We start from the raw sequence: 25,250 nt of genomic DNA on the forward strand, positions 1-25,250 counted from the left end.
AGGCTTTAAACAGTGGCCTTAGGACACCTATCAATTTTGGGGGATTTCCACGTAAAAGGTAGAACCTTGGCCTTCCTGGCTCTCAAACCAAATTTTTCCTTCGTGCAGGTTCACTATGTTCCTGATGATAGACATGCCCAGCCCTACGCTTTTCTCCCCGCGCAGGCCTTCCCGGCGGGCTTTGGTGAACTTGTCAAACAGATAGGGCTTGAGGTTTTCCGGAATCCCTATGCCGTTGTCTGCCACGGTGATGAGAATGGTGTCTGTCTTGGGTTGTAAGGTAACGGTGATGGTGCCATTCTCGCGGGTAAACTTCATGGCGTTAGAAACCAGGTTGTTTAGTACCTGCATGAACTTCATGACATCCAGATAGACAAATACGGGGTCTGAGGGCAGGTTAGCGGTAAAGTTTTTAGCCAGCAGCGTGTCTCCAAATTGCTGGTAATTATCCATCATGATGCCCAGTTTCTGGGTGATATCTACCCGCTCTTTGTGTAGTACCACCTGTGAGGATTCCAGAAATTCATTATCCACGAAATCCCGGATAAGGTCTGAGCCTTTTGTGGCGTTTTCCTTGATGTACCGGATCAACTCCAGCGTCATGGGGTTAGCTGTCTTCAACTCCGCTTCCAGCAGCTTTATCATGCCCTCAATGTTATTGAACGGGGCGGCCAGGTCATGCGAAAGAATCTCCAGGGTGGAATTCTTCTTGGAGTTAAACTTAAGAATGTTGTTTTGGTATTCTTTCCGTTTGGTGATGTCTTCGGCGTAGCCTGTCACATAGCGGGTATTTTCTGCTACTACCACGGTGCAACAAAGGCAGATCCACTTGAGCTCCTGGCCCGGCACTTGCACCCTGAACTCAATTCCGCTTTGCCTAAGGCTGTGCTGAAGTTGTCGGTATTGGTCAGAGAGAAAGTCGCGGTCTTCGGGGTGCACCCTTTCTAGTAAGCCTGTGGCAACATGCCGTACCTTTTCAAGGTCTATCCCAAACATTTTTGTAAAGGCCTGGTTGGCGTATTGAAGGGAGTTCTGGCCGCATTGGTACACAAAATAAGCCTGCCCGAAGGCTTCTGCCGCTTGCTCTACCATAGCGCCGATAAAGGAAGCATCCGTAGTTTTCATTTTTAGATTTTAGTAAGGTAAATTCCTGAGAGAACCCATTGAAACGTGTACTATAAAAATATGTTACTTTATCTATATAGCCCAGGCCTAACATTTGATAGTAGGAAACCGGGAAATAATGGCTATCTTCGTTATTGTAACCGTTAGTAAAGCCCCCACCACCATGCCTGCTATCCAAAAACAAAACCCAAATTACCAGGAAACAGGCGAGATTCTGGTAATTGATGATGACTCGTCCAGCCTGTTTCTAATAGAAGACCTGCTTCAATCACTGGGGATGGGCGGCAAGGTAACCACTGCCACAAATGCCGCAGACGCTTTGGCCCTGATCAAAAGCCGCATTGGCACCAACAAGTTTCCTGAGTTACTGTTTCTTGACATAAAAATGCCCGGCATTGACGGCTTCGGGTTTTTGGAGCAGTTGCGCCACATGTACCATCCCAACCACGCAGAGCCCAAAGTAGTGGTGCTTAGCTACTATGGAAACAGGGTTTACCAGGAACAGGCCGCGCAATTTGGGGTATCTGCTTATTTACGTAAACCGCTAACCAAGGAAAAGGTTATGGACGTAATGGATCTTCATACGTTTAACAACTAATTCTCAGGAGTAGCCACTTACCGGTGACCTGTTTAGTTACATGAAGTAAGCTATACTGGGATTGGGGTCCCGCCCTAACCTGGGCTGGTAGACTTACTAGAAAATTTTTGCCTCCCTTACCCCTTCTTAAACGGCATCAGTCTTTTGGTGCACGCTTTCATTCTGGCCTCCACCCAACCTTTCAACAAAGAACCTTTTATAGGCTATAAAGTAAACGTCTGGTGGAACGTGGCCCAGGCAGGAACATTTATGTTGCCGGGCACGCTGTTTAATATCTGTTTAATTCTTTATCTTAGAATCCACGCTTAACCTATCCAACTATGGCCAAAGGAAAATCACCCTCAAAAGAAACAAAAAAGAAGGAACCAGCTAAAAGCCTGAAAGAAAAAAGAGCCGAAAAACAACAGAAAAGAGACTCTAAGCGGGATTAGTTTCGCGTTTCAGGCACCAGGGCCCCGGCCGTAGCTTTACAAGAGAAATCTTGCCAAGCCTACCGCCGGGGCCCTTTTGGTACGTTTACAGTTGGCGCTACAGCTCCTTAATCACCTCGCGGAAATCTTGTTCGCTCAAGGGTTTGGTCAGGTGCCGTTTTATGCCCAGGGCCTGCATCTGGTCCAGGTCTGAGGCGTTGGATGAGGTAGACAGCACCACCACCTTGGTAGTTATTTCTTGGGCCATGGGAAGCTTGTTAAACTCCTCCAGAAACGAAAAGCCATCTAGCACCGGCATGTTAATGTCCAGGAGAATTAAGTTGGGATATGCTTCCGGGCCGGTTAAGCCCTGAAGATAGGCCAGACCCTCCAAGCCATTTGCGGCTACAATAATCTGGTCTACCAGTCCCGTCTCCTCAATGACGGTCTGGTTAAGGAAATTGGTTATCTCATCATCTTCTATCAGAAGTATGGACTTGATTCTTTTCACGGGTACTAATTAGGTGGGGGACTTAGTATATATTGTAAAGAAAGTACATTACCCGTAAAAATGCCTAAAAGCGGGGGCATTTTACTGCATTTTAACTAAGATTTTAAACCCCGGACCCAAATTAAGATATCAGGGTCTTTTAGAAGTGTATTTTTCCCCGTTCCCTTATCCTTTTCTGGCAGAGGCCTGCCCGCCACCGTATTTTTTCAAGACCAGATACCCCACCACCCCGCTTAAGACTGAAGCGGTTAAGATGGCAAACTTGGCATTGGTTTGGTAAGCTACTTCTTCAAAGGAAAGTAAGGCAATGAAGATGGACATGGTAAACCCTACCCCTGCCAGCATTCCCGCGCCCGCCAAATGCCCCCAGGACACGCCCTCTGGTAAAGAACTCAATTTCACCTTACAGGAAAGCCAGGATAGAAGCAGTATTCCCAGCGGTTTGCCCAGGCAGAGTCCCAGTAAAATACCCAACCCTAAAGGACTTCCCAATCCTTCTACCATGCCGGCCTCAAACCGGATGTTGGTATTCACCAAGGCAAAAATGGGCATGATGAGAAAATTCACCGGACGCACCAAGGCGTGCTCCAGCCTTTCCAGCGGTGACTCTTCGGCGGTTTGGTTAGTGGGTATGGTAAAGGCCGTCAACACCCCGGCCAAAGTGGCGTGTACCCCCGAATGGTGAATAAAATACCACATAGCCAAGCCGGGTACCAGGTAAAAAATGAGGTGTTTAACACCCAGGCGGTTAAGCATTACCAGCAGAATCATCACGCCCGCCGCATAAAGCAGGTAATTTACGTGTAGCTCTGAAGAGTAAAAGATAGCAATGACCAGAATGGCCACCAGGTCATCTACTATGGCCAGCGCCGTTAAAAATATCTTTAGCGCCACTGGCACCCGGCTTCCCAAAATGGAGAGAATACCAATAGCAAAGGCAATGTCTGTGGCCATGGGAATACCCCACCCACCGGCCGTGGGGCTACCCAGGTTCACCAGCGCATAAATAGAAGCCGGCACCACCACCCCACCCAGCGCAGCAAATACCGGCAAAGACGCCTGACTCAACGAAGACAGCTCCCCTTCCACCAGTTCCCGTTTAATCTCAAGGCCCACCAGCAAAAAGAAAATGGCCATCAAGCCGTCATTCACCCAAAGCAGGACGGAGTATTTCAGCCCGATCGTCTCAGAAGCATAGCCTACCTCCAGGGCCAGAAAACGTTCCAGGTCATCACCGGGGGCTGAATTAGCCACTAGCAGGGAAATAGCCACAAAGGCCATCAGGAGAAAACCTCCCGCTGAGGAAGACTGGAAAAACCGTTTGTAGGCGTGGACATTGATAAGCTTGCTGAGCATAGGCGTTTATATACTTTCTGAGGAGGATCACTTGTGGCTAAGATAGCAGTTCTATTTTTAAGTGGTTTCAAGCAAGACTGTTCCCGCAAGCTGGCGTTGCTGTTTTGAGGCCAGTTTCGCAAAAACAGGCTAAAAACAGTTTTTGAAAAAGAGGTGAATGGCCGGTTTTACTTTTTCGGCATTTGATTCAAAAGCTTTAGCAAAACCCCGTTTGTCCAGCCAAAACCATCCTGGTTGGGGTACTCGCCGCCACCGCCTTGGCCAGCAGGCTGCTCTACATTGTATTTTTCAGTGAGCTTTCCGGTTTGCTGGTATACGTCCAGGTTCTGCCGAACCCAGTTCTGGGCAATGGTATGGGCCAATTTGTTTTGCCCATAGGCTTTAAGGCCCTGTATGCTCATCCATTGCAGGGGTGCCCACCCGTTGGGCGCATCCCATTGCTGCCCCGAGGATACCAATGTTGCCGGCAAACCACCTTGCCGTAGAAAATCCCGTTCCAGCTTCTTAGCCACGCCCCTGGCCTGCGCTTTGGTGGCCATACAGAAAAACAAGGGTGCTACGCCCGCTAACGTGGGGTGCACAGATTGTTTCTGCCGCACAAAGTCATAGTCATAGAAGAAATTGTCAGAAGCATTCCAGCACAGGGCCAGCAGCGCTTTCTTCCTTGTTTGGGCTTTTTGCCGGTATGCCTGTTCCTGGTCCTTGTTGTTTTGCAGGTGGGCCATATCGGCAAGCAGGATTTCCACGTGGTAGAGCAGGGCGTTCAAGTCAACGGGGATCAGTTCTGTGGTCCTGATGGTCTCCAAGGAGGCGCCGTCCAAAAACCAGCGGCTGCTGAAATCCCAGCCAGACTCGGCGGCGGCCCGAAGGTTTCGGTAAACCTCCTTGGGGTCTCTGCCTGAAGCCTTAGCCACCGCCACGTCTTCTTTGTAGGCCTCTGGGCGCGGCGAGGGGTCATCATCCCAATAGCGGTTTAGGATACTTCCGTTTGGCAGCAGGACCACCCGCCGGAAGGCTGGTTTTTGGGTGGTCAGGTCTGCAGCACCGTCCATCCAGAAAGCATATTCCTTTTCCAGGGCGGGGGCATAGGTTTTCAGGACTTCAGGGCCTTTCTGTTGGGCCAGCACCCGCAACATCAAGGCAAAAAACGGAGGCTGTGACCGGCTCACGTAATAGGTGCGGTTTCCGTTGGGTATGTGCCCTACGGTTTTTATGAGGTAGGCAAAATTATCTACCATGTGCTGGATGAGCTGGGTTTGTTGACTTTCCTGCAGGCCCAGCATGGTAAAGTAACTGTCCCAGTAGTAAATTTCCCTGAACCGGCCTCCAGGCACCACATACGGGTGGGGCAAGATAATAAGGGAGCCTTGTGTTTGCTGCGGTTGGCGGGTTAATATCGGCCACAGGGCCTGAATGTGGGCGGCTACCGGCTGAGAGGGATCTGCCTGGTAATCATTGCCCGGGGTGGCCGGTGACTCAAAGTGGCGCAGCACAAAGGCTTTCAGGTCAAACCCGGGCTTGTTTTTCTCCTGCTCATACGCGCCAAGAATCTGGGCGGGGGCAGACCGGGGTACGCAGTCTGGGAAGGTTTTGGAGTCTAGGAACACGGGTGCCAATTGTACCTGCCGAAACAAGTCTCCTAGTTCCTGGTGCGGCCTGAACTGCGCCCGGCCTGAAAGACCCAGCGCCAGAAAAAGCACCAACAAAAAAAGGTTTCTACGGAAATTTAAGGCAAGGCGGGCGTACGGATTGACCATAGAATAACAGTTGGGGAACACCTGTCATTACGCAGAAATCTCCGGGAAAGGATATAAAACTACCTCCATGGCCTGTTGCCTGCCTCTCCTTCAATATGTTTTGGCGCCCGTCATGGTACGCCTATTTCCAGCGCAATGGCCTACCTAAAACGTTTTAAGGCTGTTTTTAGAAAAACAGCCTTAAAACGCAAAATAACAAACAGGTTCCCTAAAAGGGATATTAGCGTTCATGCAACAGACGGTCAATATCCTGAATCTTCCCGAAGATCACCAGAATATCGCCGGCCTCAAACACGGTTTCCGCTTTCACTACGCCCAATACCGTGGCCTTGGGTTGCGTTTTGCCAAACAGGTTCTTGGTCTCGCGGTGGCGCAGAATAGTAAGCACATTCACCTGGTACTTTGCCCTGAAATTGGACTCTGCAATGGTCATACCCACATAACGATTAGGCACCGTGGCTTCAATGATGTTGTAGTCCTCGGTCAGGTCAAAGGAGTCAATCACGCCGCGCATTTCCAGTTTCTTGGCCAAGCGCTCAGCGCTTTCCTGCTCTGGCCTGATAATTTGGTCTACCCCAATAGCTTCCAGTACCGTTTGGTGCAATGGTGAAATGGCCCGGCTCATGAGCCTTTTCACGCCTAATTGCTTGAAAATAGCGGTGGCCATAACAGAGGCGCCAAAGTCTTCGCCAATCCCCACCAGCACCACATCCGTCTCGGCAATGGGCAAGGTAGCCAACGAGGGCATATCACTGGCATCCAGGCAAATGGTGTGGGTCACGCTGTCTTTGTAGGCTTCTACCTTGTGCATGTCCTTGTCTACGGCAATCACCTCATGGCCCATCTCTGTTAACCGCATGGAAAGGGAAGAACCGAAATACCCTAATCCTACTACTATATAGCGCATACTTCTTTTTTAGGTAATGATAATGGTTTCTTTAGGGTAGCGATACCGCAGCGAGCCCACCTTCCGCAACAGACTCACAATCAAGGTAAGCGTGCCAACCCTCCCTAAAAACATAGTGATAATAACTACCACCTTGCTTGGGGTGCTCAACAGGGTGGTAATGCCTAAGGTAAGCCCCACCGTACTAAACGCCGAGAAGCACTCAAACGCCACGGCGGCCAGCCCCAGGTGCGGGTCAAAGAAGGTGATAAGGAAAACGGCCATGCCGATGACCAGCAAAGACAACAGAATAATGGCAAACGCCTTGTACACTGACTCCTGCTCTATTTCTCGGCCAAAGATTTCTACCCGGTCCTTGCCCCGGGCCAAACTTACAATATTAAGAATTGCCAGCGCGAAGGTAGTGGTTTTAATACCCCCGCCCACAGACGCCGGCGACGCCCCAATCCACATGAGCAATAGGTAAAGGAGCACGGTAGGCGCCGTCAGGGCCGCCAGGTTTACGGTGTTAAAACCAGCGGTGCGCGGGGTAACCGCCCCAAAAAAGGACCCTACCAGTTTACCCCAGATACTATGCCCGGCCAGGGTGTTATTCTTCTCCAGTAAAAAATACAGGAAGGTGCCCAGTGCCAGTAACACCAACGTGGTAATCACCCCCAGGAGGGTATTCACATTCAAGACCCTGGGGGCGTGTTTGGCCCGGTTGCTGGTGCCTAGCCGTTCTATCTGGGCCAGAACCTTATACCTAAGGTACCTGCTCAGGTTAAAAACAATAGGGAATCCTAAGCCGCCGGCAATGATAAGCCCGGCAATGATCAACTGCAAGGGATAGTTGAACCTCACCACCGGGTCGTATAAGCCCAGGCTAAGGGTAGAGAAGCCAGCGTTGCAAAACGCCGAGACGGCATGGAAAACCGAGAAGCTGGCCTTGTCTGGGAAAACCGCGTCTGGCACTCCCTGCAAGGACCAGAACACCAATAGAGCCCCCAACAACTCCACCCCCAGAGTAAAGCTCACAATCTTAAACAGCGTTCTGGTGATCTGCCCCAGGTTGTCTTCATTGAGCCAGTCTTTCATGAACAATGACCCCTTGAGTGAAGAGCCTTGGAAAAAGATCCCAAAAAAGCTGGCAAATGTCATGATCCCCAATCCGCCCACCTGGATGAGGATAAGAATGATCACTTTCCCCGCCGGGGTGAAAACAGTGGCCACGTCTAGGGTTACCTGACCGGTAACGCACACCGCACTAGTGGCTGTGAACAGGGCATCTACAAAGGAAATCTCTTCATAAGTGGCTTGGGGCAACAGGAGCAAAAAAGTGCCTACCGCAATCAGAAACAAAAAGCTAAGCACAAACATCTGCGCCGGGTGCAGGGTACCCCGGTAGAAAAGAAGGGTCTTTTTAGACAGCTCTATGAAGAAAACATAGAAGATGATAAAATAGATAGGCTGTTCGCTGTCAAAGAAATGCAGGAGACTGCTGGCATGGGTAACCTGGTTATCTAGCACCAGGCGCGCCACCAGCACCAGGAACATGAAGGTTAGCAGCAGGCCTTCAAAGATAAGGGATGGCCTGTTGGCCCTACTTTTTAACATTACGCCCCCTCTTATGGCTACGCTGACCAGTACCACCAGAAAATAAAAATGGTAGAAATAGTGGAGGTATCTTAGTTCAGAAGGTACATGCTCAAACCCAATGTCATACAAGAATACCAATAGCCCCGCAGTACTGAAGTAAAGCAGGAACGTATCTAACACGCCTACAATGCGCGGCGTGTTATAAAAGGCGGCCTGCAAGGGTGTAAGGGAAGACTTATTGTTTTTCAGCTTCATAAAATTGTAATCTCAGACACCGCTGTCCTACCCACTTCACCCTTCTGGTTCTCCCAAACGCCCCTTGTATACGCAACAAATGTACAGAAGCCCAAACATTTTCTGCTCACCCAAGTACTTAAAAGGCAAATCAACCTTACTTTCCTAAATTTATGGATACCTACAACCTGAAGCCTGAGAACATGCGAGCCCCCGAGCACCTGAACGAAAAAGAGATACGGCAGAGCTTAGAGGAACTGGACGCCAAGATAAAGGTGCTGCAAGGCAGGGCAAACGCCACCACCGCAGATTCACCGCACACCTACCATGAGCATATTGCCGCCCTGGAAGCCAAGCGCGCCCTTATTGCCCAAAAACTGGAAAACTCCTCCAGCGCCACAGACAGTACCTGGCAGGAAATTAAAAACAGTCTGGATGATTTGGCCGAAGGGATAAAAAAATTATTCTAACGGCAGAGGCCCTGGCTGTTTTAGGCCTGTTTTTCAAAAAACAGTCCTAAAACAGCCAGGGCCTTTCGTTTGCGTGCCAGGTGCGTGAGGTAACTAGTGCAGGTGAATCTACCTAGCCTACACCCTGAAATCCATTACAGATACGCCTGTGTTTTAAGCACATTTTTGGTAAAACAGGCTTAAAACGTAGGCTTATCGGTTGGCGTAATGTTCAGAAATAATGTTGAGGATATCTGGCGTAAGGGGCTTGGAGAAAAAGTCGTTTACCTCAGAGAGGTTGCGGGCATGCAGGATGTCGTTCTTATCTACCGCTGATGACAGCACGAAAAGCAAGCACCGTTTGGTTACCTCCTCCGGGAATTTTTGGTATTCCTCAATAAACTCCCAGCCATCCATGCCGGGCATATTAATGTCCAGGAAAATGATATCCGGAAACTCCTGCGGCGTCTCTTTTACCAGTTGGTTCAGGTTTTCCAGGGCGTCTTCGGCCCATAAATAACTGTTGATGGTGTCTGCAAAGTGCTGGCTCCTTATCACGCTTTCGCATAAGAAGTTGTGGATCTCATCATCGTCAATTAAAAAAACTTTCCTGTACTTACTCATGCGTTAGGGGGTACTTGAAAAAAACTTTGAACGTTGATCCCTGGCCTACTTCACTGTCAACGTCTACCCAACCTCCAATGGTCTCTATCTGGGTTTTAATCATGTAAAGGCCCAATCCTTTTCCCTCAATGTGAGGGTGGAACCGGCGGTAAAGTCCAAACACCTTTGAGCCCTGTTTACCCAGGTCAATGCCTGTGCCGTTGTCCTGAATCTGCAGGCATAAAAATTCGTTTGAAAATACTGTTTTAATGCCAATTTGCAAACTGCAATCTTGCCGCCGGTATTTAATGGCATTGGTAATCAAGTTCAAAAGTATACTGTGTACGTAGCCTTTGTAAGCCAGTACCTTTCTACCCGCAGAAAAATCTACCGAAAGTTTACTAGACGCATGGTACAACTGTAAAGCCACGCTTTCCTGCACATCTTGCAGCACTTCCTGTAAATCTACCTCCTCCAGGGGCTGGTCTACCTTGCTCCGGATGGTGAGAATCTCATTGAGGTCCCTAATGGTGGAGTCCAGCTTGTGCGAGGTTCTTTCCAGCTTATTGATGAGCACCGGGTTTACCGGGTCCAGCAGGTTTCGGCGGTTATACAGACTGGTAAGCCCCATGATATTGGCCACCGGGGCCCTTAGGTTATGGGAGACAATGTAGGCGAACTGCCTCAGGTGCTCATTTTGCCGCGCCATTTCCTCGGTGAGGCTTAGTTTCTCGGCCTCGGCCTGTTTCCGGTCTTTTATTTGCCTGATGGAGATAAAACTGAAATTCTCCTGCTCAAAGCCAAAAAGGTTGAAATGCATTTCTACGGGGTGCTCCTGCCCTGCTTTGGCCCGCAGGTTGATCTCAATGGTTTTGTAGGCCAAGGGCTCTTCACCGGTACTCTGGCGGTCCCAGGCGTTGCGTGACAGCGAAGGGGCTACCTCAAAGATGGTGAGCGCCAATAGCTCTTCCTCTGTATAGCCCAGCAAGGCAATGGCGGCCTTGTTTACCCGCAGAATACGACCGTCTACCCTGGCCCAGAGAAAGGCCTCGGCGGCGTGCTCAATGGAAAGGTCAGCAAACTTCAGTTTTTCCTCTGTCCTTTTCCGCAAGGTGATGTCATTGGAGCTTCCGTCCAGGCGCTGCATGTTTCCATGCTCATCCAGTTTAGAAGAACAGCGGGCTATCAGCCATTTATCTTCGCCGGTTTTGGTTTTAATCCGGTACTCTACCTGAAATTGGTCACTGGATACTTTGAGTTTGGGAAGCGCCTCTTTAAATAAATGCTGGTCCAGGGGGTGTACCAGGTCAAACCACAGATTCTTGTCTGCATAAAACTCGTCTGGGGTATAGCCCAAAATGGTCTCACACTGTGGGCTCACGTAAATCATCTCCATGTTGGAGTTGAAGGAGAAAATAATGCTGGCAATATTGTTCAGGATAGATTGGGCCCGGCTCTCTAGTTCCAGCAATTGCTTTTCGGCTAGTTTTTTGGCTGTCAGGTCATGGACCACCACTAACCGGTAGTCTTTCTTTCCTGGCATTTCTAACGCATGCGAATGAACCTCTACCTGCAACAGGGTCCCGTCCTTTTTGCGGTGTTCCCATTCCCCGGCCTGGCTTAGGGTACCTCTTTCCTTTGAAACCACTTCCAGCAATCTGGGCAGGTGGCATTTCTGCCGCACGTCTTTGATGGTCATCTGGGTGAATTCTTCCTCAGAATAGCCATACAGACTTACGGCGGCGGCATTCACCATCACAAACCGAAGCGTTTGGGTATTGAAAACCCACATGGGCAGAGGGTTACTTTCAAACAAAAGTTTATAATACCCATCCTTCGGAATTTCAAAGGGTTCCTCTGAGAGAGACTTCATACGCGGTTGTTTTCTTGGTTTCTCTTCAAAAGGAAACCATTTGTCTTTTTTATTGGTAATACTGTCAACTACTTAAGCAGCGGGCATAACCTGCTACTCTCCTTCTTATAATTCAATAGAGCACCCAACTAAAAAGAAAGCTATTTTTTAATTTTACTTATAGGCAAAAGGTACCCCTTATCAAAACAATGAAAGAATTTACACGAGATCTAGCGCTCTAAAAACTCCCAAAAATGCCTAGGAACGTATAAAATAGGTAAGATTCTGCTTAAAAGCGACCACTTTCTGCCGCTAATCATAAATTATTTACAAATTCTTATTTAAACACAAAAAGTACTTTATAAAGAACAGCGCCCAACCAAGACTTATAGGCGGGCTTCCCGTAATTAAGCCTGTATCCCCTCCCTCATTTCCTAGTTTAGAATTGCCGCTTTCTTCAGCCAAAAAACTAATTGCCTTTGAAAAAAATTTACCTTTAGTTAAATGAAAAACTTTTACCTAGTTCTGTCCTTGATAGGCCTTTTACTGTGCTCCCTGGCCAGTAGAACCATCCTGGCCCAGTCTGCACCAAAAACAGAACCCTTTACCCTGGTGTTTAAACTAAAGCCAACCGCGGCCCAGGCCTTGGGTAAAAGCGCTGGTGCTTCCTTGGTGCAACAAGTGGTGCAACGGGTGGCCGCTACCCCGGCGGCCCAGAAGTTTCCGCAGGCCGCTGCCAGGGCACAGGGCAAAGCCCCCGGAAAAAATGCCGTAAACCTTTCCCTGATCTATCAGTTACGTTATACTCCCGGGCAGTCTTTCCTGCAGATAAAGAAGGACTTGCTAGCTACCGGGCTGGTAGAATATGTAGAACCCCTCTACGTGTATGAACCCCTGCATATTCCCAATGACCCCCTGGCAGATTCTGTGTCAGGTTCCCAGAACTACCTCAAAATCATTAATGCCTACAGGGCCTGGGACATTTCAAAAGGCGACAGCAACGTAGTCATTGGAATTCTGGACACGGGCGTACGCCTTACGCATGAAGACCTGCGGGGAAACCTTAAATACAATTACGCTGACCCCATTGACGGAATTGACAATGACGGAGACGGCTACGTGGACAATTTCAGGGGTTGGGACCTAGCTGACGGAGACAATGACCCCTCCGCCGATGCTAATGGCCACGGTACCACCGTAACTGGCTTCGCCGCGGCGCAAGCCAACAATGGCGTAGGGATTACTGGGATTGGTTATAAATGCAAATTCTTACCTATCAAAGTATTTTCTTCTCAGGCAAACGGCGCCTTTAGGGGCTATGAGGCTATTGTCTATGCGGCAGACCACGGCGTGAAGGTGATCAACCTCTCCTGGGGCGCCGCCAGCTTCTATTCTGCCTATGAACAGGACGTGATCAACTATGCTGCCATTAACAAAGATGTGGTCATAGTGGCCGCCGCGGGCAACACCAACGCTGAACTTGATTTTTACCCCTCCTCCTACCAGAATGTATTGTCTGTGGGGGCTTTAGATAAAAATGACGTGAAAGGAGCCTCGCATACCTTCAGCTTTGCCATAGACCTAGGAGCCTTAGGGGTAGACGCCTTTTCCACTAATAATGCCAGTGACTCCCGGTACGGGTCTGGTTCTGGTTCTTCTTATGCCTCGCCCCTGGTAGCGGGTGCCGCCGCGCTGGTTAGAAGCCGTTTCCCTTCTTTAACCGCCCTTCAGGTAGCGGAAAGGTTACGGGCCACGTCTGATGAAATCTATAATATACCCGGCAATGCTCCTTATTATGAGAAGTTGGGAAAAGGCAGGTTGAATGTTTACCGGGCCCTTGCAGAAACCACCACTAAATCTGTGAGGGTAACCGAAGTTAACCTGGTGAACGGTGGCGGTTTATTGCCCGGGGAGGAAGTACAACTGGCGGGGTCCTTTACCAATTACCTGCAGCCCTTGTCTGCGCTTACCGTCTCTATCTCTTCTGGTAGCCCGTACGTGAAGATTCTGCAAGAAAAGGCTAGCTTGGGTGTCATGTCTACCTTGGCCAGCACCAGTAACCAAGCCACGCCCTTCAAGATAAAAATTGACGCCAACACGCCTTCTAACACTACCATTGATTTACGCTTCAGCTTTTCAGATGGGTCCTACACAGACTTTCAATACTTGAAGCTGATCCTGAACCCGAGCTTCCTGACCACTGATGTCAATGATTTGCTGGTGTCTGTCATGAGCACGGGTAATATTGGGTACAACGGGTTGATTTATAGCCAAGGCAAAGGGGTGACGTACCGCGGCAGTTCTCCGCTTTTGGCAGAGGGCGGCTTGCTTATTGGCTACTCCCCTACCTATGTCTCTGATAACATCAGAAACGAAAAAGGAAGCACTGACAATGATTTTTATTCCGTTTCTACCCTCTTCCGGACGGTTAATTCCCCATACGCCGACTTTCATGCGTCTAACATGATGGAAGACTCATTGACCGCGACCAAAAACAAAAGCCTGAAAATACAGCAGAATATCTTTGCCTGGAAAGAAGCCCCTAACAGGGGATTTGTGCTGCTGGAATACGTGCTGACCAACCGTACCACAGCCCCCATTGAAAACGCGTATGCCGGCCTTTTCACTGACTGGGACGTTCTTGCGGCCTCCAAAAACGTGGTAGAATGGGACAAGCAGCTAAAACTGGGCTACATCAGACATATTACAGATACCACCCTTTGGACAGGCATCCAATTAATTACGGCGGGTGACCCTGGCTTTTATGCGCTGGAGAATTCTTCCGCCACCCCGGGCACCATCAACTTAAGTGACGGTTTCTCGGCGCAGGAAAAATACCTGGCCATGTCTGGGGGGGTACAACGGGAAAAGGCGGGGTTTGACGCCGGCAAAGATGTGTCTATGCTTCTTTCCAGTCCTATTAAGAAATTACCCCCTAATGAGCATGACACCGTCACATTTGCCATTGTTGCGGGCACCACTCGTTCAGAAATCACGCAAAGCGCAGCAGCGGCCTTACGGAAATACCAGCAATTGCAAACCACCCGTACGGTCACTTCCTCCCCTGGTTTGTTACCGGCCAATGGTATCACCGTTTACCCTAACCCATCACAGGGGCAGGTAACCGTTACCTTGCCTACGGCTATGCACCAGACCGCGGTTACCGTGCAGCTGGTGAACAGCCAAGGCGAAGTTTCCCCGCAGGGCGTTTTCCAGCGCGCAGACAAGGTATCCTTTGACTTCTCCCATCTGGCCTCTGGTATCTACTATCTGCGGTTTACCTCTGCTGCCGGCACCGTCACTAAAAAGCTCATGCTTTCTAAATAGAAATTCCGTTTTAAGCCCGTTTTTTGAAAAACGGGCTCAAAACGGAAAAGGGTATAAAAAAGGAAAGGCGGCCATGGGGCCGCCTTTCCTTTTTTATGAATTGCCCTGTTTAGGCATTTTGCTGCAAACGGATCAGGTTAAGGGCAGACCCGGCTTTAAACCATTCAATCTGGCCTTCATTGTAAGTGTGGTTAGCCTCAAAAGTATAGGTAGAGCCATCTTTGTGGGTCAACTTCACTTTCAAAGGAACGCCTGGAGCAAAAGAAGTCAGTCCGATGATGTCAATTACGTCTTCCTCCTCAATGCGGTCATAATCCTCTTTGTTGGCGAAGGTAAGCGCTAGCATCCCCTGCTTCTTAAGGTTAGTCTCGTGGATACGGGCAAAAGATTTCACTAATACCACTTTCACGCCCAGGTGACGCGGCTCCATGGCGGCATGCTCTCTGGAAGAACCTTCACCGTAGTTTTCGTCTCCTACTACCACAGACCCTAAGCCGGCCGCTTTGTAGGTACGGGCCACCTGAGGAACTTCCTCGTAACCGCTTCCGCGAGTCAGTTGGTTTTTCACTTTGTTGGCCTCACCGTTAAAGGCATTGATAGCACCAATCAACATGTTGTTGGAGATGTTATCTAAGTGCCCACGGTATTTCAGCCACGGACCAGCCATAGAGATATGGTCAGTAGTACACTTACCTTGTGCCTTGATCAACAGTTTCAACCCTGTCAGGTCTTGTCCATCCCAGGCCTTGAAAGGCTCCAGCAACTGCAGACGGTCTGAGGTTGGATCTACCACAATGGAAACTGCGCTTGGGTCTTCAGCAGGGGCAATGTAACCGGCGTCTCCCACAGCAAAACCATTTACCGGCAATTCAATACCCATAGGCTCATCCAGTTTCACCTGCTCACCGTTTTTGTTGGTAAGGGTGTCTGTGAGTGGATTGAAGGTAAGGTCACCGGCAATAGCGAAGGCGGTCACAATCTCAGGAGAGGCCACGAACGCGTGGGTGTTGGGGTTACCGTCATTCCGCTTGGCGAAGTTACGGTTGAACGAGGTGATGATGGAGTTTTTGCGCTTAGGATCGTCGGTGTGACGGGCCCACTGCCCAATGCAAGGTCCGCAGGCGTTAGCCAATACTACCCCACCAATCTCCGCGAAAGTATCTAGTAAACCGTCACGCTCAGTAGTGAAACGAACTACCTCAGAGCCTGGGGTGATGGTGTATTCTGCATTTACCGCTAATCCTTTGTCTGTGGCTTGCTTGGCCACGGAGGCAGCGCGGGTAATGTCTTCATAAGAAGAGTTAGTGCAGGAACCGATCAAACCAACTTCCAGTTTGGCTGGCCAGTTGTGCTCACGCACAGCAGCGGCAAACTGAGAGATAGGCCAGGCGGCATCTGGAGTGAACGGTCCGTTCACGTGTGGCTCCAAGGTGCTCAGGTCAATCTCAATCAGTTGGTCATAGAAAGAAGCCGGGTCAGCGTACACCTCGTCATCGGCACGCAGGTGTTGGGCAACCTGGTCGGCGGCCTCAGCAATCTCAGCGCGCTCAGTACCTACCAGGTATTCTTTCATTTTCTGGTCATAGGCGAACACGGAAGTAGTAGCTCCGATTTCAGCACCCATGTTACAGATAGTGGCTTTACCGGTACAAGACAGGTTGTTGGCACCCTCGCCAAAATATTCTACAATGGCCCCGGTACCGCCTTTCACGGTCAAGATACCAGCCACTTTCAAGATCACGTCTTTGGCAGAAGTCCAACCACTCAACTTGCCGGTCAGTTTCACGCCAATTACTTTCGGGAATTTCAGTTCCCAGGCCATACCGGCCATCACGTCTACGGCATCGGCACCGCCCACGCCTATGGCAATCATCCCCAGACCACCTGCGTTAGGCGTGTGGGAGTCAGTACCAATCATCATTCCGCCCGGGAACGCGTAGTTCTCCAGTACTACCTGGTGAATGATACCCGCACCTGGCTTCCAGAAGCCCAGGCCATATTTGTTAGACACGGAGGCCAGGAAATCATAGACTTCTTTGTTTTCTGTGTTGGCTTCAGCCAAATCCTGGTCTGCACCTACGCGGGCCTGGATTAAGTGGTCACAGTGTACGGTAGAAGGAACAGCAGCCGTAGTGCGGCCCGCCTGCATGAACTGCAACAAAGCCATCTGGGCGGTAGCATCCTGCATGGCCACGCGATCTGGGGCGAAGTCAACGTAAGACTTACCTCGCTCATAGCCTTGCGTAGCAGCACCGTTATATAAGTGGGCGTAAAGAATTTTCTCTGTCTGAGTTAAAGGTCGGCCTACCGCCGTACGTGCCGCTGCAATCCGGTCACCCAGCTGCGCATACACTGCCTTGATCATTTCTACATCAAATGCCATAGATCTGCGTTGTATTTTTTAGTTCTTGCTTAACGTCGCGCACAAAAGTCGCAAACAAAACACTTCTACACAAACTTTTAAATGAACAGCGTCCGTAAAGGTTTTTAGCGGCCTTTGCCACTTATTCCACCCGGAGCCGTAGATTTGCAGCATGAACAAGAAATCGTTTTTTAAATATTCCTTTTTCACGCTATTAGCGGCGGCCATGGGCCTGCAGGGCTGTTCGTCGCCCTCCACCTCAAGTGAGTTAAAGACAGGCCCTTGGCGCGGCACCATTGCGGTGAACGGACAGGAGATGCCTTTTAACTTTACCGTTTCTGAGGAAGGCGGAAAGCAGGTAGCTCATCTCATTAACGGAGATGAGAAAATTTTGATTGATGAAATTTCCTACGCCCAGGACAGCGTGCGCCTGCAGATGCATATTTTTGACGCCGCCCTCATTGCCAAAGTAGACGGCAACAAGCTAACCGGCCGTTGGGAGCGGAAAGATGTAGCCGAACCCTACAGCCTGCCCTTCTCTGCCGAGCACGGGAAAACAAGCCGTTTTTCTGAAAACCCCGCCAAACCAGCCCTCAACGTAAACGGCAAGTGGGAAGTAAACTTCACTGAAGAAGACGGCCAGACTTACCCTTCCATTGGTGAGTTTGTGCAGAAAGGCAACGCTCTTACCGGCACTTTTCTCACCACCACCGGCGACTACCGGTACCTGCAGGGCCAGGTTTCTGGCAATGAACTTAAGCTCTCTGCTTTTGACGGTGCCCACGCCTACCTATTCACGGCCACGGGCGGAGCAGACAGCACCTTAACTGGGCACTTCTATTCGGGCAAAGCCGGCCACGAAACCTGGACCGCCAAGCGTAACCCAGACTTTAAGCTGGCCTCAGCCGATACCCTCACCCACCTGAAGCCCGGCTATGACCGTTTAGACTTTTCCTTCCCAGACCTGACCGGCAAGAAAGTGTCCCTCACAGATCCTAAATTCAAAGGCAAAGTAGTGGTGGCGCAGATCTTCGGGTCCTGGTGCCCTAACTGCATGGATGAGACGGCATTTCTAGCCCCCTGGTACGCCAAAAACAAAAGCCGCGGTGTAGAGGTGGTTGGCCTGGGCTATGAAGTGAGCCCTGATTTTGAGAAGGCCAAAACCCGCATTGAGAAAATGCGTGACCGGATGAAGGTAGATTATACCCTGCTGGTAGCAGGTACCAAAGACAAGGAACTGGTGGCAAAATCTTTACCGGCTCTCAACCATGTGCTCTCCTTTCCTACCACTATCATCATAGACAAGCAAGGCAAGGTGCGCAAAATCCATACAGGCTTCTCGGGTCCCGGCACTGGCAAATACTATGAGGAGTTCGTGCAGGATTTCAATAAAACCATTGACCAGTTGCTGGCCGAGTAAAGTCACTATAGACTAAAAGAAATGGCGTCCTTTTTAAATAAGGACGCCATTTTTATTTAGGGTTGTTTCCAAAGACAAGTATCGGTAGTGAGGCCACTCATATTAAATCTTCTCTAGGCATTCCATTTTCATAAACCAGTAGAGTTTTCCGGTTCAGGCTTGGTTACAAACAAAAGCAGTCCCTCCTCACCTTCTGAGGCATTTGTTTTCCTTTTAGTGTGCATCCCTAATTTTTGAAGAAGCTGGATAGACCTTGTGTTTTCAGGGTCCACAATGGCTGAAACGGTAGGGAAACGGAGATGGCTTTTAGCATATGAGAGGACTTCCCTTGCTATTTCAAAGGCGTAGCCCTGGTGATGGAAAGTAGGTAAGAAAGCAAACCCTATGTCTGGATGCTCCAAAGTGTCTCTTTTCATAATCCCACACATGCCAATAGGGGTTCCTTCTGCCTTGGTTTCTACCATAGACAACCCAAAGCCATGTTCCCGGTACCCTTTCAATGGCCCATTCTCCAGATAAAAAACTGCCTGTTGGGTAGTATGGATATTTCTATCCCCTATAAATTGTAACCAACTGGGCGTATTCACCAATTCTACAATGAAATCAGCATCCTCCAGGGTAAACTCTCTGAGGGTTAATCTTTCAGTTTCTAAAAGGTAGGCCATGCTGCTATGGTTGAAAGGTACCTTACAAAAATTCAGGATCTTGGATCAAGCTATATAGAGCCTATGGGTAAACAACCTCTTTTGAAGAAACTCATTGCAAAAGTCTGGGAAAGCCCATTATACACCAAGCCGTTCTTTTCAAAAGTGAATAGAAATACAGGACTTCTTACTTTTCCCGCTCTATAGTATACCGGATAAGTTGCTCCAGGGAGTCACGGGAAGGAGAGGCGGGGAAGGTACGAAGGAGTTCCAGAGCTTCGGCGTAGAAGGCTTCCATGCGCTGGATAGAGTATTCCAGCCCCCCAGAGCTTTTCACGAAGGCAATGACTTCGTTAATTTTTTCGGCTTTGCCGTTGTTGTTCTTGACGTTGTAAATCACGCGGCGCTTGGTCAGCCAATCGGCTTGCTGCAGAGCGTAAATCAGAGGCAGGGTCATCTTCTTCTCCTTGATGTCAATGCCCACGGGTTTGCCAATCTCGGCGGTGCCATAATCAAACAAGTCATCTTTAATCTGGAAGGCCAGGCCCACTTTCTCGCCAAACAGCCGGGCTTTCTCCACGGTTGCCTCATCGGCGCCCGCCGAGGCCACACCTACGGCACAGCAAGAAGCGATCAGCGAGGCCGTTTTTTGCCGGATGATGTCAAAATACACCTGTTCGGTGATGTCCAGGCGGCGGGCCTTCTCCATTTGGAGCAGCTCCCCTTCGCTCATCTCACGCACGGCGTTGCTCACGATTTTGAGCAGTGCAAAATCATTGTTGTTAAGGGAGAGCAGAAGGCCTTTGGAAAGCAGGTAGTCGCCTACCAGCACGGCAATCTTGTTTTTCCAGAGGGCATTCACAGAAAAGAAGCCGCGGCGGTAGTTTGAGTCGTCCACCACGTCATCATGCACCAGAGTGGCGGTATGCAGCAGTTCAATGAGGGCGGCTCCGCGGTAAGTGGCCTCTGAGGTCTGTTCCTGCATGAGCTTGGCCATAAAGAAAACGAACATGGGCCGCATCTGCTTCCCTTTGCGTTTCACTATGTAGCCCATAATCTTGTCCAGCAACAAAACATTGGATTGCATAGACTGCCGGAACTTCTTTTCGAACTCCTGCATCTCGGCTGCAATTGGGGCCTGTATCTGGTTTAAAGGGCTGCTCATTTTGGTGGCACAATAATACGAGCCTCTACCCTCGAAAGCAAACTCTCCATTTGGATTTGCCGTTATTCAGGCGTTACTTCGGCGGCTTTTCAACTTTTGCATGTATGGTACAGCGCACAGACTTTCTCCTCTCCTCTCCGCACGGCCGTGATTTTGCCGTTGATGCCCGCTGGGAAGCCGACGGCCAGCCCAAACCGGTAGTGGTGTTCGTGCACGGGTTTAAGGGCTTCAAAGATTGGGGTCACTTTAACCTGTTGGCAGATTACTTTGCCCACCACGGTTTCGTGTTCGTGAAACTCAACCTGTCACACAACGGTGTGGAGCCAGACGGCACTGACCTCACCAACATGGAGGCCTTCGGGAATAACAACTTCTGCATTGAGCTGGATGACCTGGGCGCCCTAATTGACCATCTTAGAAATAACCCTTCTGAAATACCTGCCCAGGAAATAGACCCCGATTACCTGTTCCTGATAGGGCACAGCCGGGGCGGCGGGTTAGTCTTGCTGAAAGCGGCGGAAGACACCCGCCTCACAGGCGTGGCCACCTGGTCTGCCATCAGCGATATTGACCAGCGGTGGTCTCCCGAGGTGATGGAACAATGGAAGCGAACCGGGGTACAGTACATTGCCAATGCCCGCACCGGCCAACAAATGCCGCTGTACTATCAACTGGTAGAGAATTACCTGGCTAACCGCGACCGCCTGAACATTGCCAAAGCCGTAGAGAAGATACAGATCCCGCTGCTTATTATTCATGGCGAGCAGGATGAGACCCTGCCGGTGCAAATGGCCCATGACCTACACGCGCACAACCCATTCGCGGAACTGTATTTACTCCCGGAGGGCGACCATTCCTTTGGCGGCAGGCACCCTTATGAACAACCGCACCTTCCAGACTTGGCCAAAGCAGCCGCCGATAAAACCATCCAATTCTTCCAGGAAGCCATAGCCCGCTCGTAATGACCTCTCTTTTTCTACTGCTGGGCAGCAACCTGGGTGACCGTACCTTTTACCTTTCAGAAGCGTGTTCGCGTTTAGAGGCTGTTTTTGGGAAAACGGCCTTAAAATCCAGCCTCTACCAAACGGCTGCCTGGGGCGTGGAAGACCAACCAGCCTTTTTGAATCAAGTGCTGGTTTTTCACACAGACCTACCTGCCCAGGAAATTTTGGCTGTCACCCAGAAAGTGGAGCACGACCTGGGCCGGATCAGGAAGGAACGTTGGGGCGCCCGCGTCATTGACATTGACCTGCTTTTTTATGGGCAGCAAATCCTGGAAACTGACACCTTATACCTTCCGCACCCCCAACTGCACCTCCGGCGCTTTACCTTGGTTCCCCTGACAGAGGTAGCCCCAGATTTTGTACATCCGGTTTTAGGTAAGACGGTGGCTGAGTTGCTGGAAGATTGCCCTGATTTGCTGGAGGTAAATGTAGTTCAAGCGTGACCCTTTGATGCGTAATAGAATTGTCCGTTTTAGGCCCGTTTTTAGAAAAGAAGGCTTAAAACGGGTTTGATCTGCAGAAGCGCATCATCCCCTACCCCCTTCAAAAGGGGATGAGAAAGAGGGAAATGCATTGAATCAGAAAAACGTGCTCTCCTGTGTACCCCCCCCTTCGCCCCCTCAAGGGGAGAGTCTGTGTTGAATAAGCGGCATTGCGTTTCAGGCCTATTTTCCCAAAAACGTGCTCTAAACGCTATCATCCATTTCTCTACGCATTCCCTCGATTCCAGTCTTTACTTCGAGCGCCTCGCTTGTGGCCCTGCAGGGACTTTACTAAGAGAGAACTACAACTCGGCCGCAAGGGCAGTGCGAGGGGGAAAGACGGGGCCCCGCGGCCGTGAGCGCTCGGAGAGAAGAGAAGAGATGAAACAACCAAGCATAAGGACTTAAGGCAACAGCGCTCACCACGCCAGTAGCAGGCGGAAATGCGTGCAAAAATCAAATGGAAATGGAGAGGCAGTTTAAGTCGTTGGGGAGAACAATGGCGAGGAAGGCCATAAACGCATTTGGGATTTATGATCCCCCATAAAAGCAAACGAACTAAGGCTAACTAATTAAAAATGCTAGTTAGCCAACATCCTGAAAATCAATTTAATCCAGAAAATCCTGCTTCTTACTTCCTCACATCAAACTTTTGATACACTGAGTTCTGACTCACATACTCTGGTACCAAAAGCTTCATTTTCTTAATTACCTCCACATTGTCCTGCGAGGTGAATAAACCGATCAGGACCTGAATTTCTTGGAGCACCTTCTCGCTTTGTGGGGTGGGCAAATTGGCTATTCTGATTTTGGGATGTTCCGTGGCCTGGACCGCTTCGTTTTCATGAAAAAGCTCTTCCTCCAGTTTTTCCCCAGGCCGTAAACCGGTGTAGACCAGTTGGATATCCTTCCCGAGGGTGAGCCCAGACAGCTTGATCATTTTTTTGGCCAAGTCCACGATTTTGATGGAATCGCCCATGTCAAAAATGTAGATCTCGCCGCCTTTGCCCATCGCCGAGGCCTCCAGCACTAATTGACAGGCCTCCCGAATAGACATGAAATAGCGGGAAATGTCTGGGTGAGTCACGGTGACGGGACCGCCTTCCAGAATCTGTTTCCTAAAGCGCGGAATCACGGAACCGGTACTGCCTAACACGTTGCCAAAACGGGTGGTGATGAAGCGGGTCTGGTCGTTGCCTGAATCCCGGAGGTAATGGTCCATGGCATGCACGTACATCTCGCAGAGGCGTTTTGAGGCTCCCATCACGCTGGTGGGGTTCACGGCTTTATCGGTGGAGAGCAGCACAAACTTTTGGGTCTGGTATTTCACCCCCAGGTCGGCGAGAATCTTGGTACCCAAGATATTGGTATTAAGCGATTCAGTGGGGTTCTCCTCCATGACGGGCACATGCTTGTAAGCTGCGCAATGGAAAACCACATCCGGCTGAAACGTCTGGAACACCGCCTCCATGCGGTCCTGGTTGCAGATATCGCCTAGAATCACTTCAAAATTCAGCTTCACATACAGCTCCGTCAGTTCCAGTTCCAGGTCATACAGCGCAGACTCAGCCTGGTCTACCAACACCAGTTGGCGAGGTTTGAACCTGATCAGTTGCCTTACCAGTTCGCTGCCAATGGAACCGGCCGCCCCGGTCACCAGAATAGTACGGTTCTGGAGCTCCTTGTGCAGCAGCGGCGAATCAATTTCGGCGGAAGGCCGGCCTAAAACGTCTTCAATCTGCACTTCGCGTATCTGCTTAAAACTAAGCTCACCATTAATCCACTTATAAACCGGGGGCACCACCAGTACTTGCACGCCCGCATTCAGGCAAGCCTCCACCAGTTGCCGCCGCCGGGCTGTAGATAGCTTTTGAACCGCCAGAATGAGCAGGTCTACCTTAAGGGTGGCAAGCTGCGCGGAAAAATTCTCCTGGGGCTTATGAATGGGCACACTATTGATGGACAGGCTTTGTTTGGCTTTGGCATCATCCAGAAAGGACACTATATTATAATAGGTGCCCATGTCCTGATGCAGGGTGTTAAGCGTGATGCTGCCTACTTCGCCGGCCCCAAAAATAACCACGTTCACCTTGGGTGAGTTGGTATGGTTCCACTCATAGTGCATGATTTTGGCCCACACCCGTACCAGAGAAAGCGCCAGAATGCTGCCCAGGTAATCAATGAGCAGCACCGAGATGGGAATGAAGTTCTGGTAACCCAACCCTTTATTGTACACCAACTGGGCCGCCACCAGCACCAAAGAACTCCCTGAAAGAGCCACAAACAGCTTCCGCAGGTCGTCCAAGCTGGTGTAGCGCAGAATGCCGGCGTAGGTTCTGGTGTAAAAAAAAGCCGCTGCCCGTACCGCCAATACAATAGGCAGCATCTGGGCAACGGACAGTTCTGTGTATTTCTGGAAATCAAAGTTAAAGCGCAGCAGGTAGGCCATCAGGAAGGAGACGGCGCACAAAGAAATATCCAGGGCAAACACCAATTGCTTTGGCATTTTCTGACCGAAAAACTCTTTTACCTGCCCCATACGTCTGGTGTTCTGTTTCGCTTCTCCCGCAATATTGGCTTAGCTAACCTGCCCTACCTCAGCGTTCTTGTCAATTTTCTTCACCAGGCCTTGTAACACCTTGCCTGGCCCGCACTCTATAAAGAGGGTAGCGCCGTCTGCGATCATCTCTTGCACAGACTGGGTCCAACGCACGGGGGCGGTCAACTGCTTGATCAGGTTCTGCTGGATTTCCTGGGGGTCTGAATGCGGCTTGGCGTCTACGTTCTGGTACACCGGGCAAATGGCCGGGCTGAACGTGGTCTGCCGAATAGCCTCCTCCAGTTCCGCCTCGGCGGATTTCATCAAGGGTGAATGGAAGGCCCCTCCTACCGGCAATAGCAAGGCTCTTTTAGCCCCGGCAGCTTTCAGGCGTTCGCAGGCTTCCTCCACACCGGGCACCGACCCTGAGATCACCAACTGCCCTGGGCAATTATAATTGGCGGCCACCACCACGTCCTTCACCTCGGCGCAAATCTGCTCTACCTTTTGGTCTTCCAGACCTAGAATGGCCGCCATGGTGGAGGGTTGCTCCTCGCAGGCTTTCTGCATGGCCAGGGCGCGCTTAGACACCAGGCGCAACGCATCTTCGAAGGCCAGCACTTTATTGGCCACCAGGGCAGAGAACTCGCCTAAGGAGTGACCAGCCACCATTTCAGGGGCAAAGTCTGAGGCTACTGCCGCCTGAATAACCGAGTGCAGGAAGATAGCGGGTTGGGTTACCTTGGTCTGTTTGAGCTCCTCATCCGTGCCACTGAACATAATATCTGTGATTCGGAAACCCAAAATCTCATTGGCGCGCTCAAACAGGTCTTTGGCGACAGGGTATTGGTCATAAAGGTCTTTGCCCATGCCCACAAACTGGGAGCCCTGGCCCGGAAAAACGTATGCTTTCATAGTCGTAGCTGT

The 25,250-nt window shown here is 50.3% G+C and carries 19 protein-coding genes; 6 read left to right on the forward strand and 13 right to left on the reverse strand.

Translation table 11 applies throughout. From position 1 onward, the window contains the following. Positions 1-30: 30 nt before the first annotated feature. The gene (locus ACYVJQ_RS12235; RefSeq protein WP_460893362.1) at positions 31-1,125 is read right to left on the reverse strand and encodes a PAS domain-containing sensor histidine kinase; all 1,095 of its coding nucleotides are present in this window, start codon (positions 1,123-1,125) and stop codon (positions 31-33) included. A gap of 118 nt (positions 1,126-1,243) precedes the next feature. Between ACYVJQ_RS12235 and ACYVJQ_RS12240 the strand changes: the two genes are divergently transcribed. Next, positions 1,244-1,723: a response regulator gene (locus ACYVJQ_RS12240; RefSeq protein WP_460893363.1), complete on the forward strand. Its 480-nt coding sequence runs from the start codon at positions 1,244-1,246 to the stop codon at positions 1,721-1,723. A 528-nt stretch (positions 1,724-2,251) separates the two neighbouring features. Here the strand turns inward: ACYVJQ_RS12240 and ACYVJQ_RS12245 are convergent. The 5 genes from ACYVJQ_RS12245 to ACYVJQ_RS12265 all read right to left on the reverse strand — a co-directional run bounded on the left by ACYVJQ_RS12245 (position 2,252) and on the right by ACYVJQ_RS12265 (position 8,497). Continuing rightward, on the reverse strand, positions 2,252-2,644 hold the full coding sequence (locus tag ACYVJQ_RS12245; RefSeq protein ID WP_460893364.1) for a response regulator: 393 nt from the start codon (positions 2,642-2,644) through the stop codon (positions 2,252-2,254). A 165-nt stretch (positions 2,645-2,809) separates the two neighbouring features. After that, on the reverse strand, positions 2,810-4,000 hold the full coding sequence (gene nhaA, locus ACYVJQ_RS12250) for a Na+/H+ antiporter NhaA (RefSeq protein WP_460893365.1): 1,191 nt from the start codon (positions 3,998-4,000) through the stop codon (positions 2,810-2,812). A gap of 167 nt (positions 4,001-4,167) precedes the next feature. Continuing rightward, positions 4,168-5,700 carry an alpha,alpha-trehalase TreF gene (gene treF, locus ACYVJQ_RS12255; protein WP_460893596.1) on the reverse strand — a complete coding sequence of 511 codons (1,533 nt, stop codon included), beginning with the start codon at positions 5,698-5,700 and terminating at the stop codon, positions 4,168-4,170. A gap of 277 nt (positions 5,701-5,977) precedes the next feature. Further along, positions 5,978-6,664 (reverse strand): potassium channel family protein, encoded by a 687-nt coding sequence (locus ACYVJQ_RS12260; protein ID WP_460893366.1) that lies wholly within the window; start codon positions 6,662-6,664, stop codon positions 5,978-5,980. A gap of 9 nt (positions 6,665-6,673) precedes the next feature. Beyond that, positions 6,674-8,497, reverse strand: a complete 1,824-nt coding sequence (locus tag ACYVJQ_RS12265) for a TrkH family potassium uptake protein (protein ID WP_460893367.1) — start codon at positions 8,495-8,497, stop codon at positions 6,674-6,676. A 152-nt stretch (positions 8,498-8,649) separates the two neighbouring features. Between ACYVJQ_RS12265 and ACYVJQ_RS12270 the strand changes: the two genes are divergently transcribed. Beyond that, on the forward strand, positions 8,650-8,946 hold the full coding sequence (locus ACYVJQ_RS12270; protein WP_460893368.1) for a sll1863 family stress response protein: 297 nt from the start codon (positions 8,650-8,652) through the stop codon (positions 8,944-8,946). A 192-nt stretch (positions 8,947-9,138) separates the two neighbouring features. On the opposite strand, the gene ACYVJQ_RS12275 is transcribed toward ACYVJQ_RS12270, so the two are convergent. Together ACYVJQ_RS12275 and ACYVJQ_RS12280 are read right to left on the reverse strand one after the other, a co-directional pair. Beyond that, entirely contained in the window at positions 9,139-9,549 is a 411-nt protein-coding gene (locus ACYVJQ_RS12275) for a response regulator (protein WP_460893369.1), read from the reverse strand. Then, a complete protein-coding gene (locus ACYVJQ_RS12280) occupies positions 9,542-11,401 on the reverse strand; it encodes a PAS domain S-box protein (protein WP_460893370.1) in 1,860 nt (619 codons plus the stop codon). The genes ACYVJQ_RS12275 and ACYVJQ_RS12280 overlap by 8 nt, the downstream gene beginning before the upstream one ends. Positions 11,402-11,884: 483 nt before the next feature. Here ACYVJQ_RS12280 and ACYVJQ_RS12285 point away from each other — a divergent pair, with 483 nt between their 5' ends. Next, positions 11,885-14,707 carry a S8/S53 family peptidase gene (locus tag ACYVJQ_RS12285; protein WP_460893371.1) on the forward strand — a complete coding sequence of 941 codons (2,823 nt, stop codon included), beginning with the start codon at positions 11,885-11,887 and terminating at the stop codon, positions 14,705-14,707. A 109-nt stretch (positions 14,708-14,816) separates the two neighbouring features. On the opposite strand, the gene ACYVJQ_RS12290 is transcribed toward ACYVJQ_RS12285, so the two are convergent. Further along, positions 14,817-17,090, reverse strand: a complete 2,274-nt coding sequence (locus tag ACYVJQ_RS12290; protein ID WP_460893372.1) for an aconitate hydratase — start codon at positions 17,088-17,090, stop codon at positions 14,817-14,819. A gap of 151 nt (positions 17,091-17,241) precedes the next feature. Between ACYVJQ_RS12290 and ACYVJQ_RS12295 the strand changes: the two genes are divergently transcribed. Beyond that, positions 17,242-18,489, forward strand: coding sequence for a peroxiredoxin family protein (locus ACYVJQ_RS12295; RefSeq protein ID WP_460893373.1), 1,248 nt, complete (start codon positions 17,242-17,244; stop codon positions 18,487-18,489). Positions 18,490-18,617: 128 nt separating this feature from the next. On the opposite strand, the gene ACYVJQ_RS12300 is transcribed toward ACYVJQ_RS12295, so the two are convergent. Both ACYVJQ_RS12300 and ACYVJQ_RS12305 read right to left on the reverse strand, forming a co-directional pair. Beyond that, complete coding sequence (locus tag ACYVJQ_RS12300) at positions 18,618-19,154, reverse strand: GNAT family N-acetyltransferase (RefSeq protein WP_460893374.1); 537 nt, start codon at positions 19,152-19,154, stop codon at positions 18,618-18,620. 166 nt (positions 19,155-19,320) lie between these two features. Further along, positions 19,321-20,298, reverse strand: coding sequence for a polyprenyl synthetase family protein (locus ACYVJQ_RS12305; protein ID WP_460893375.1), 978 nt, complete (start codon positions 20,296-20,298; stop codon positions 19,321-19,323). 104 nt (positions 20,299-20,402) lie between these two features. On the opposite strand from ACYVJQ_RS12305, the gene ACYVJQ_RS12310 reads away from it, so the two are divergent. Together ACYVJQ_RS12310 and folK are read left to right on the forward strand one after the other, a co-directional pair. Next, the gene (locus ACYVJQ_RS12310) at positions 20,403-21,260 is read left to right on the forward strand and encodes an alpha/beta hydrolase family protein (RefSeq protein ID WP_460893376.1); all 858 of its coding nucleotides are present in this window, start codon (positions 20,403-20,405) and stop codon (positions 21,258-21,260) included. After that, positions 21,260-21,745: a 2-amino-4-hydroxy-6-hydroxymethyldihydropteridine diphosphokinase gene (gene folK, locus ACYVJQ_RS12315; protein WP_460893377.1), complete on the forward strand. Its 486-nt coding sequence runs from the start codon at positions 21,260-21,262 to the stop codon at positions 21,743-21,745. The genes ACYVJQ_RS12310 and folK overlap by 1 nt, the downstream gene beginning before the upstream one ends. Positions 21,746-22,415: 670 nt before the next feature. On the opposite strand, the gene ACYVJQ_RS12320 is transcribed toward folK, so the two are convergent. Together ACYVJQ_RS12320 and fabD are read right to left on the reverse strand one after the other, a co-directional pair. After that, positions 22,416-24,323 (reverse strand): polysaccharide biosynthesis protein, encoded by a 1,908-nt coding sequence (locus tag ACYVJQ_RS12320; protein ID WP_460893378.1) that lies wholly within the window; start codon positions 24,321-24,323, stop codon positions 22,416-22,418. A 39-nt stretch (positions 24,324-24,362) separates the two neighbouring features. Beyond that, a complete protein-coding gene (gene fabD / locus ACYVJQ_RS12325) occupies positions 24,363-25,238 on the reverse strand; it encodes an ACP S-malonyltransferase (RefSeq protein ID WP_460893379.1) in 876 nt (291 codons plus the stop codon). Positions 25,239-25,250: the final 12 nt, after the last annotated feature.

It is taken from the genome of Rufibacter soli (assembly GCF_054781795.1).

Coding starts and splice junctions, on each gene's coding strand:
- ACYVJQ_RS12240 (WP_460893363.1), top strand. CDS start 1,244: ATGGCTATCTTCGTTATTGTAACCGTTAGTAAAGCCCCCACCACCATG.
- ACYVJQ_RS12275 (WP_460893369.1), bottom strand. CDS start 9,549: ATGAGTAAGTACAGGAAAGTTTTTTTAATTGACGATGATGAGATCCAC.
- ACYVJQ_RS12290 (WP_460893372.1), bottom strand. CDS start 17,090: ATGGCATTTGATGTAGAAATGATCAAGGCAGTGTATGCGCAGCTGGGT.
- ACYVJQ_RS12320 (WP_460893378.1), bottom strand. CDS start 24,323: ATGGGGCAGGTAAAAGAGTTTTTCGGTCAGAAAATGCCAAAGCAATTG.
- ACYVJQ_RS12235 (WP_460893362.1), bottom strand. CDS start 1,125: ATGAAAACTACGGATGCTTCCTTTATCGGCGCTATGGTAGAGCAAGCG.
- ACYVJQ_RS12280 (WP_460893370.1), bottom strand. CDS start 11,401: ATGAAGTCTCTCTCAGAGGAACCCTTTGAAATTCCGAAGGATGGGTAT.
- fabD (WP_460893379.1), bottom strand. CDS start 25,238: ATGAAAGCATACGTTTTTCCGGGCCAGGGCTCCCAGTTTGTGGGCATG.
- folK (WP_460893377.1), top strand. CDS start 21,260: ATGACCTCTCTTTTTCTACTGCTGGGCAGCAACCTGGGTGACCGTACC.
- ACYVJQ_RS12300 (WP_460893374.1), bottom strand. CDS start 19,154: ATGGCCTACCTTTTAGAAACTGAAAGATTAACCCTCAGAGAGTTTACC.
- nhaA (WP_460893365.1), bottom strand. CDS start 4,000: ATGCTCAGCAAGCTTATCAATGTCCACGCCTACAAACGGTTTTTCCAG.
- ACYVJQ_RS12260 (WP_460893366.1), bottom strand. CDS start 6,664: ATGCGCTATATAGTAGTAGGATTAGGGTATTTCGGTTCTTCCCTTTCC.
- ACYVJQ_RS12310 (WP_460893376.1), top strand. CDS start 20,403: ATGGTACAGCGCACAGACTTTCTCCTCTCCTCTCCGCACGGCCGTGAT.
- ACYVJQ_RS12305 (WP_460893375.1), bottom strand. CDS start 20,298: ATGAGCAGCCCTTTAAACCAGATACAGGCCCCAATTGCAGCCGAGATG.
- ACYVJQ_RS12295 (WP_460893373.1), top strand. CDS start 17,242: ATGAACAAGAAATCGTTTTTTAAATATTCCTTTTTCACGCTATTAGCG.
- ACYVJQ_RS12285 (WP_460893371.1), top strand. CDS start 11,885: ATGAAAAACTTTTACCTAGTTCTGTCCTTGATAGGCCTTTTACTGTGC.
- ACYVJQ_RS12265 (WP_460893367.1), bottom strand. CDS start 8,497: ATGAAGCTGAAAAACAATAAGTCTTCCCTTACACCCTTGCAGGCCGCC.
- ACYVJQ_RS12270 (WP_460893368.1), top strand. CDS start 8,650: ATGGATACCTACAACCTGAAGCCTGAGAACATGCGAGCCCCCGAGCAC.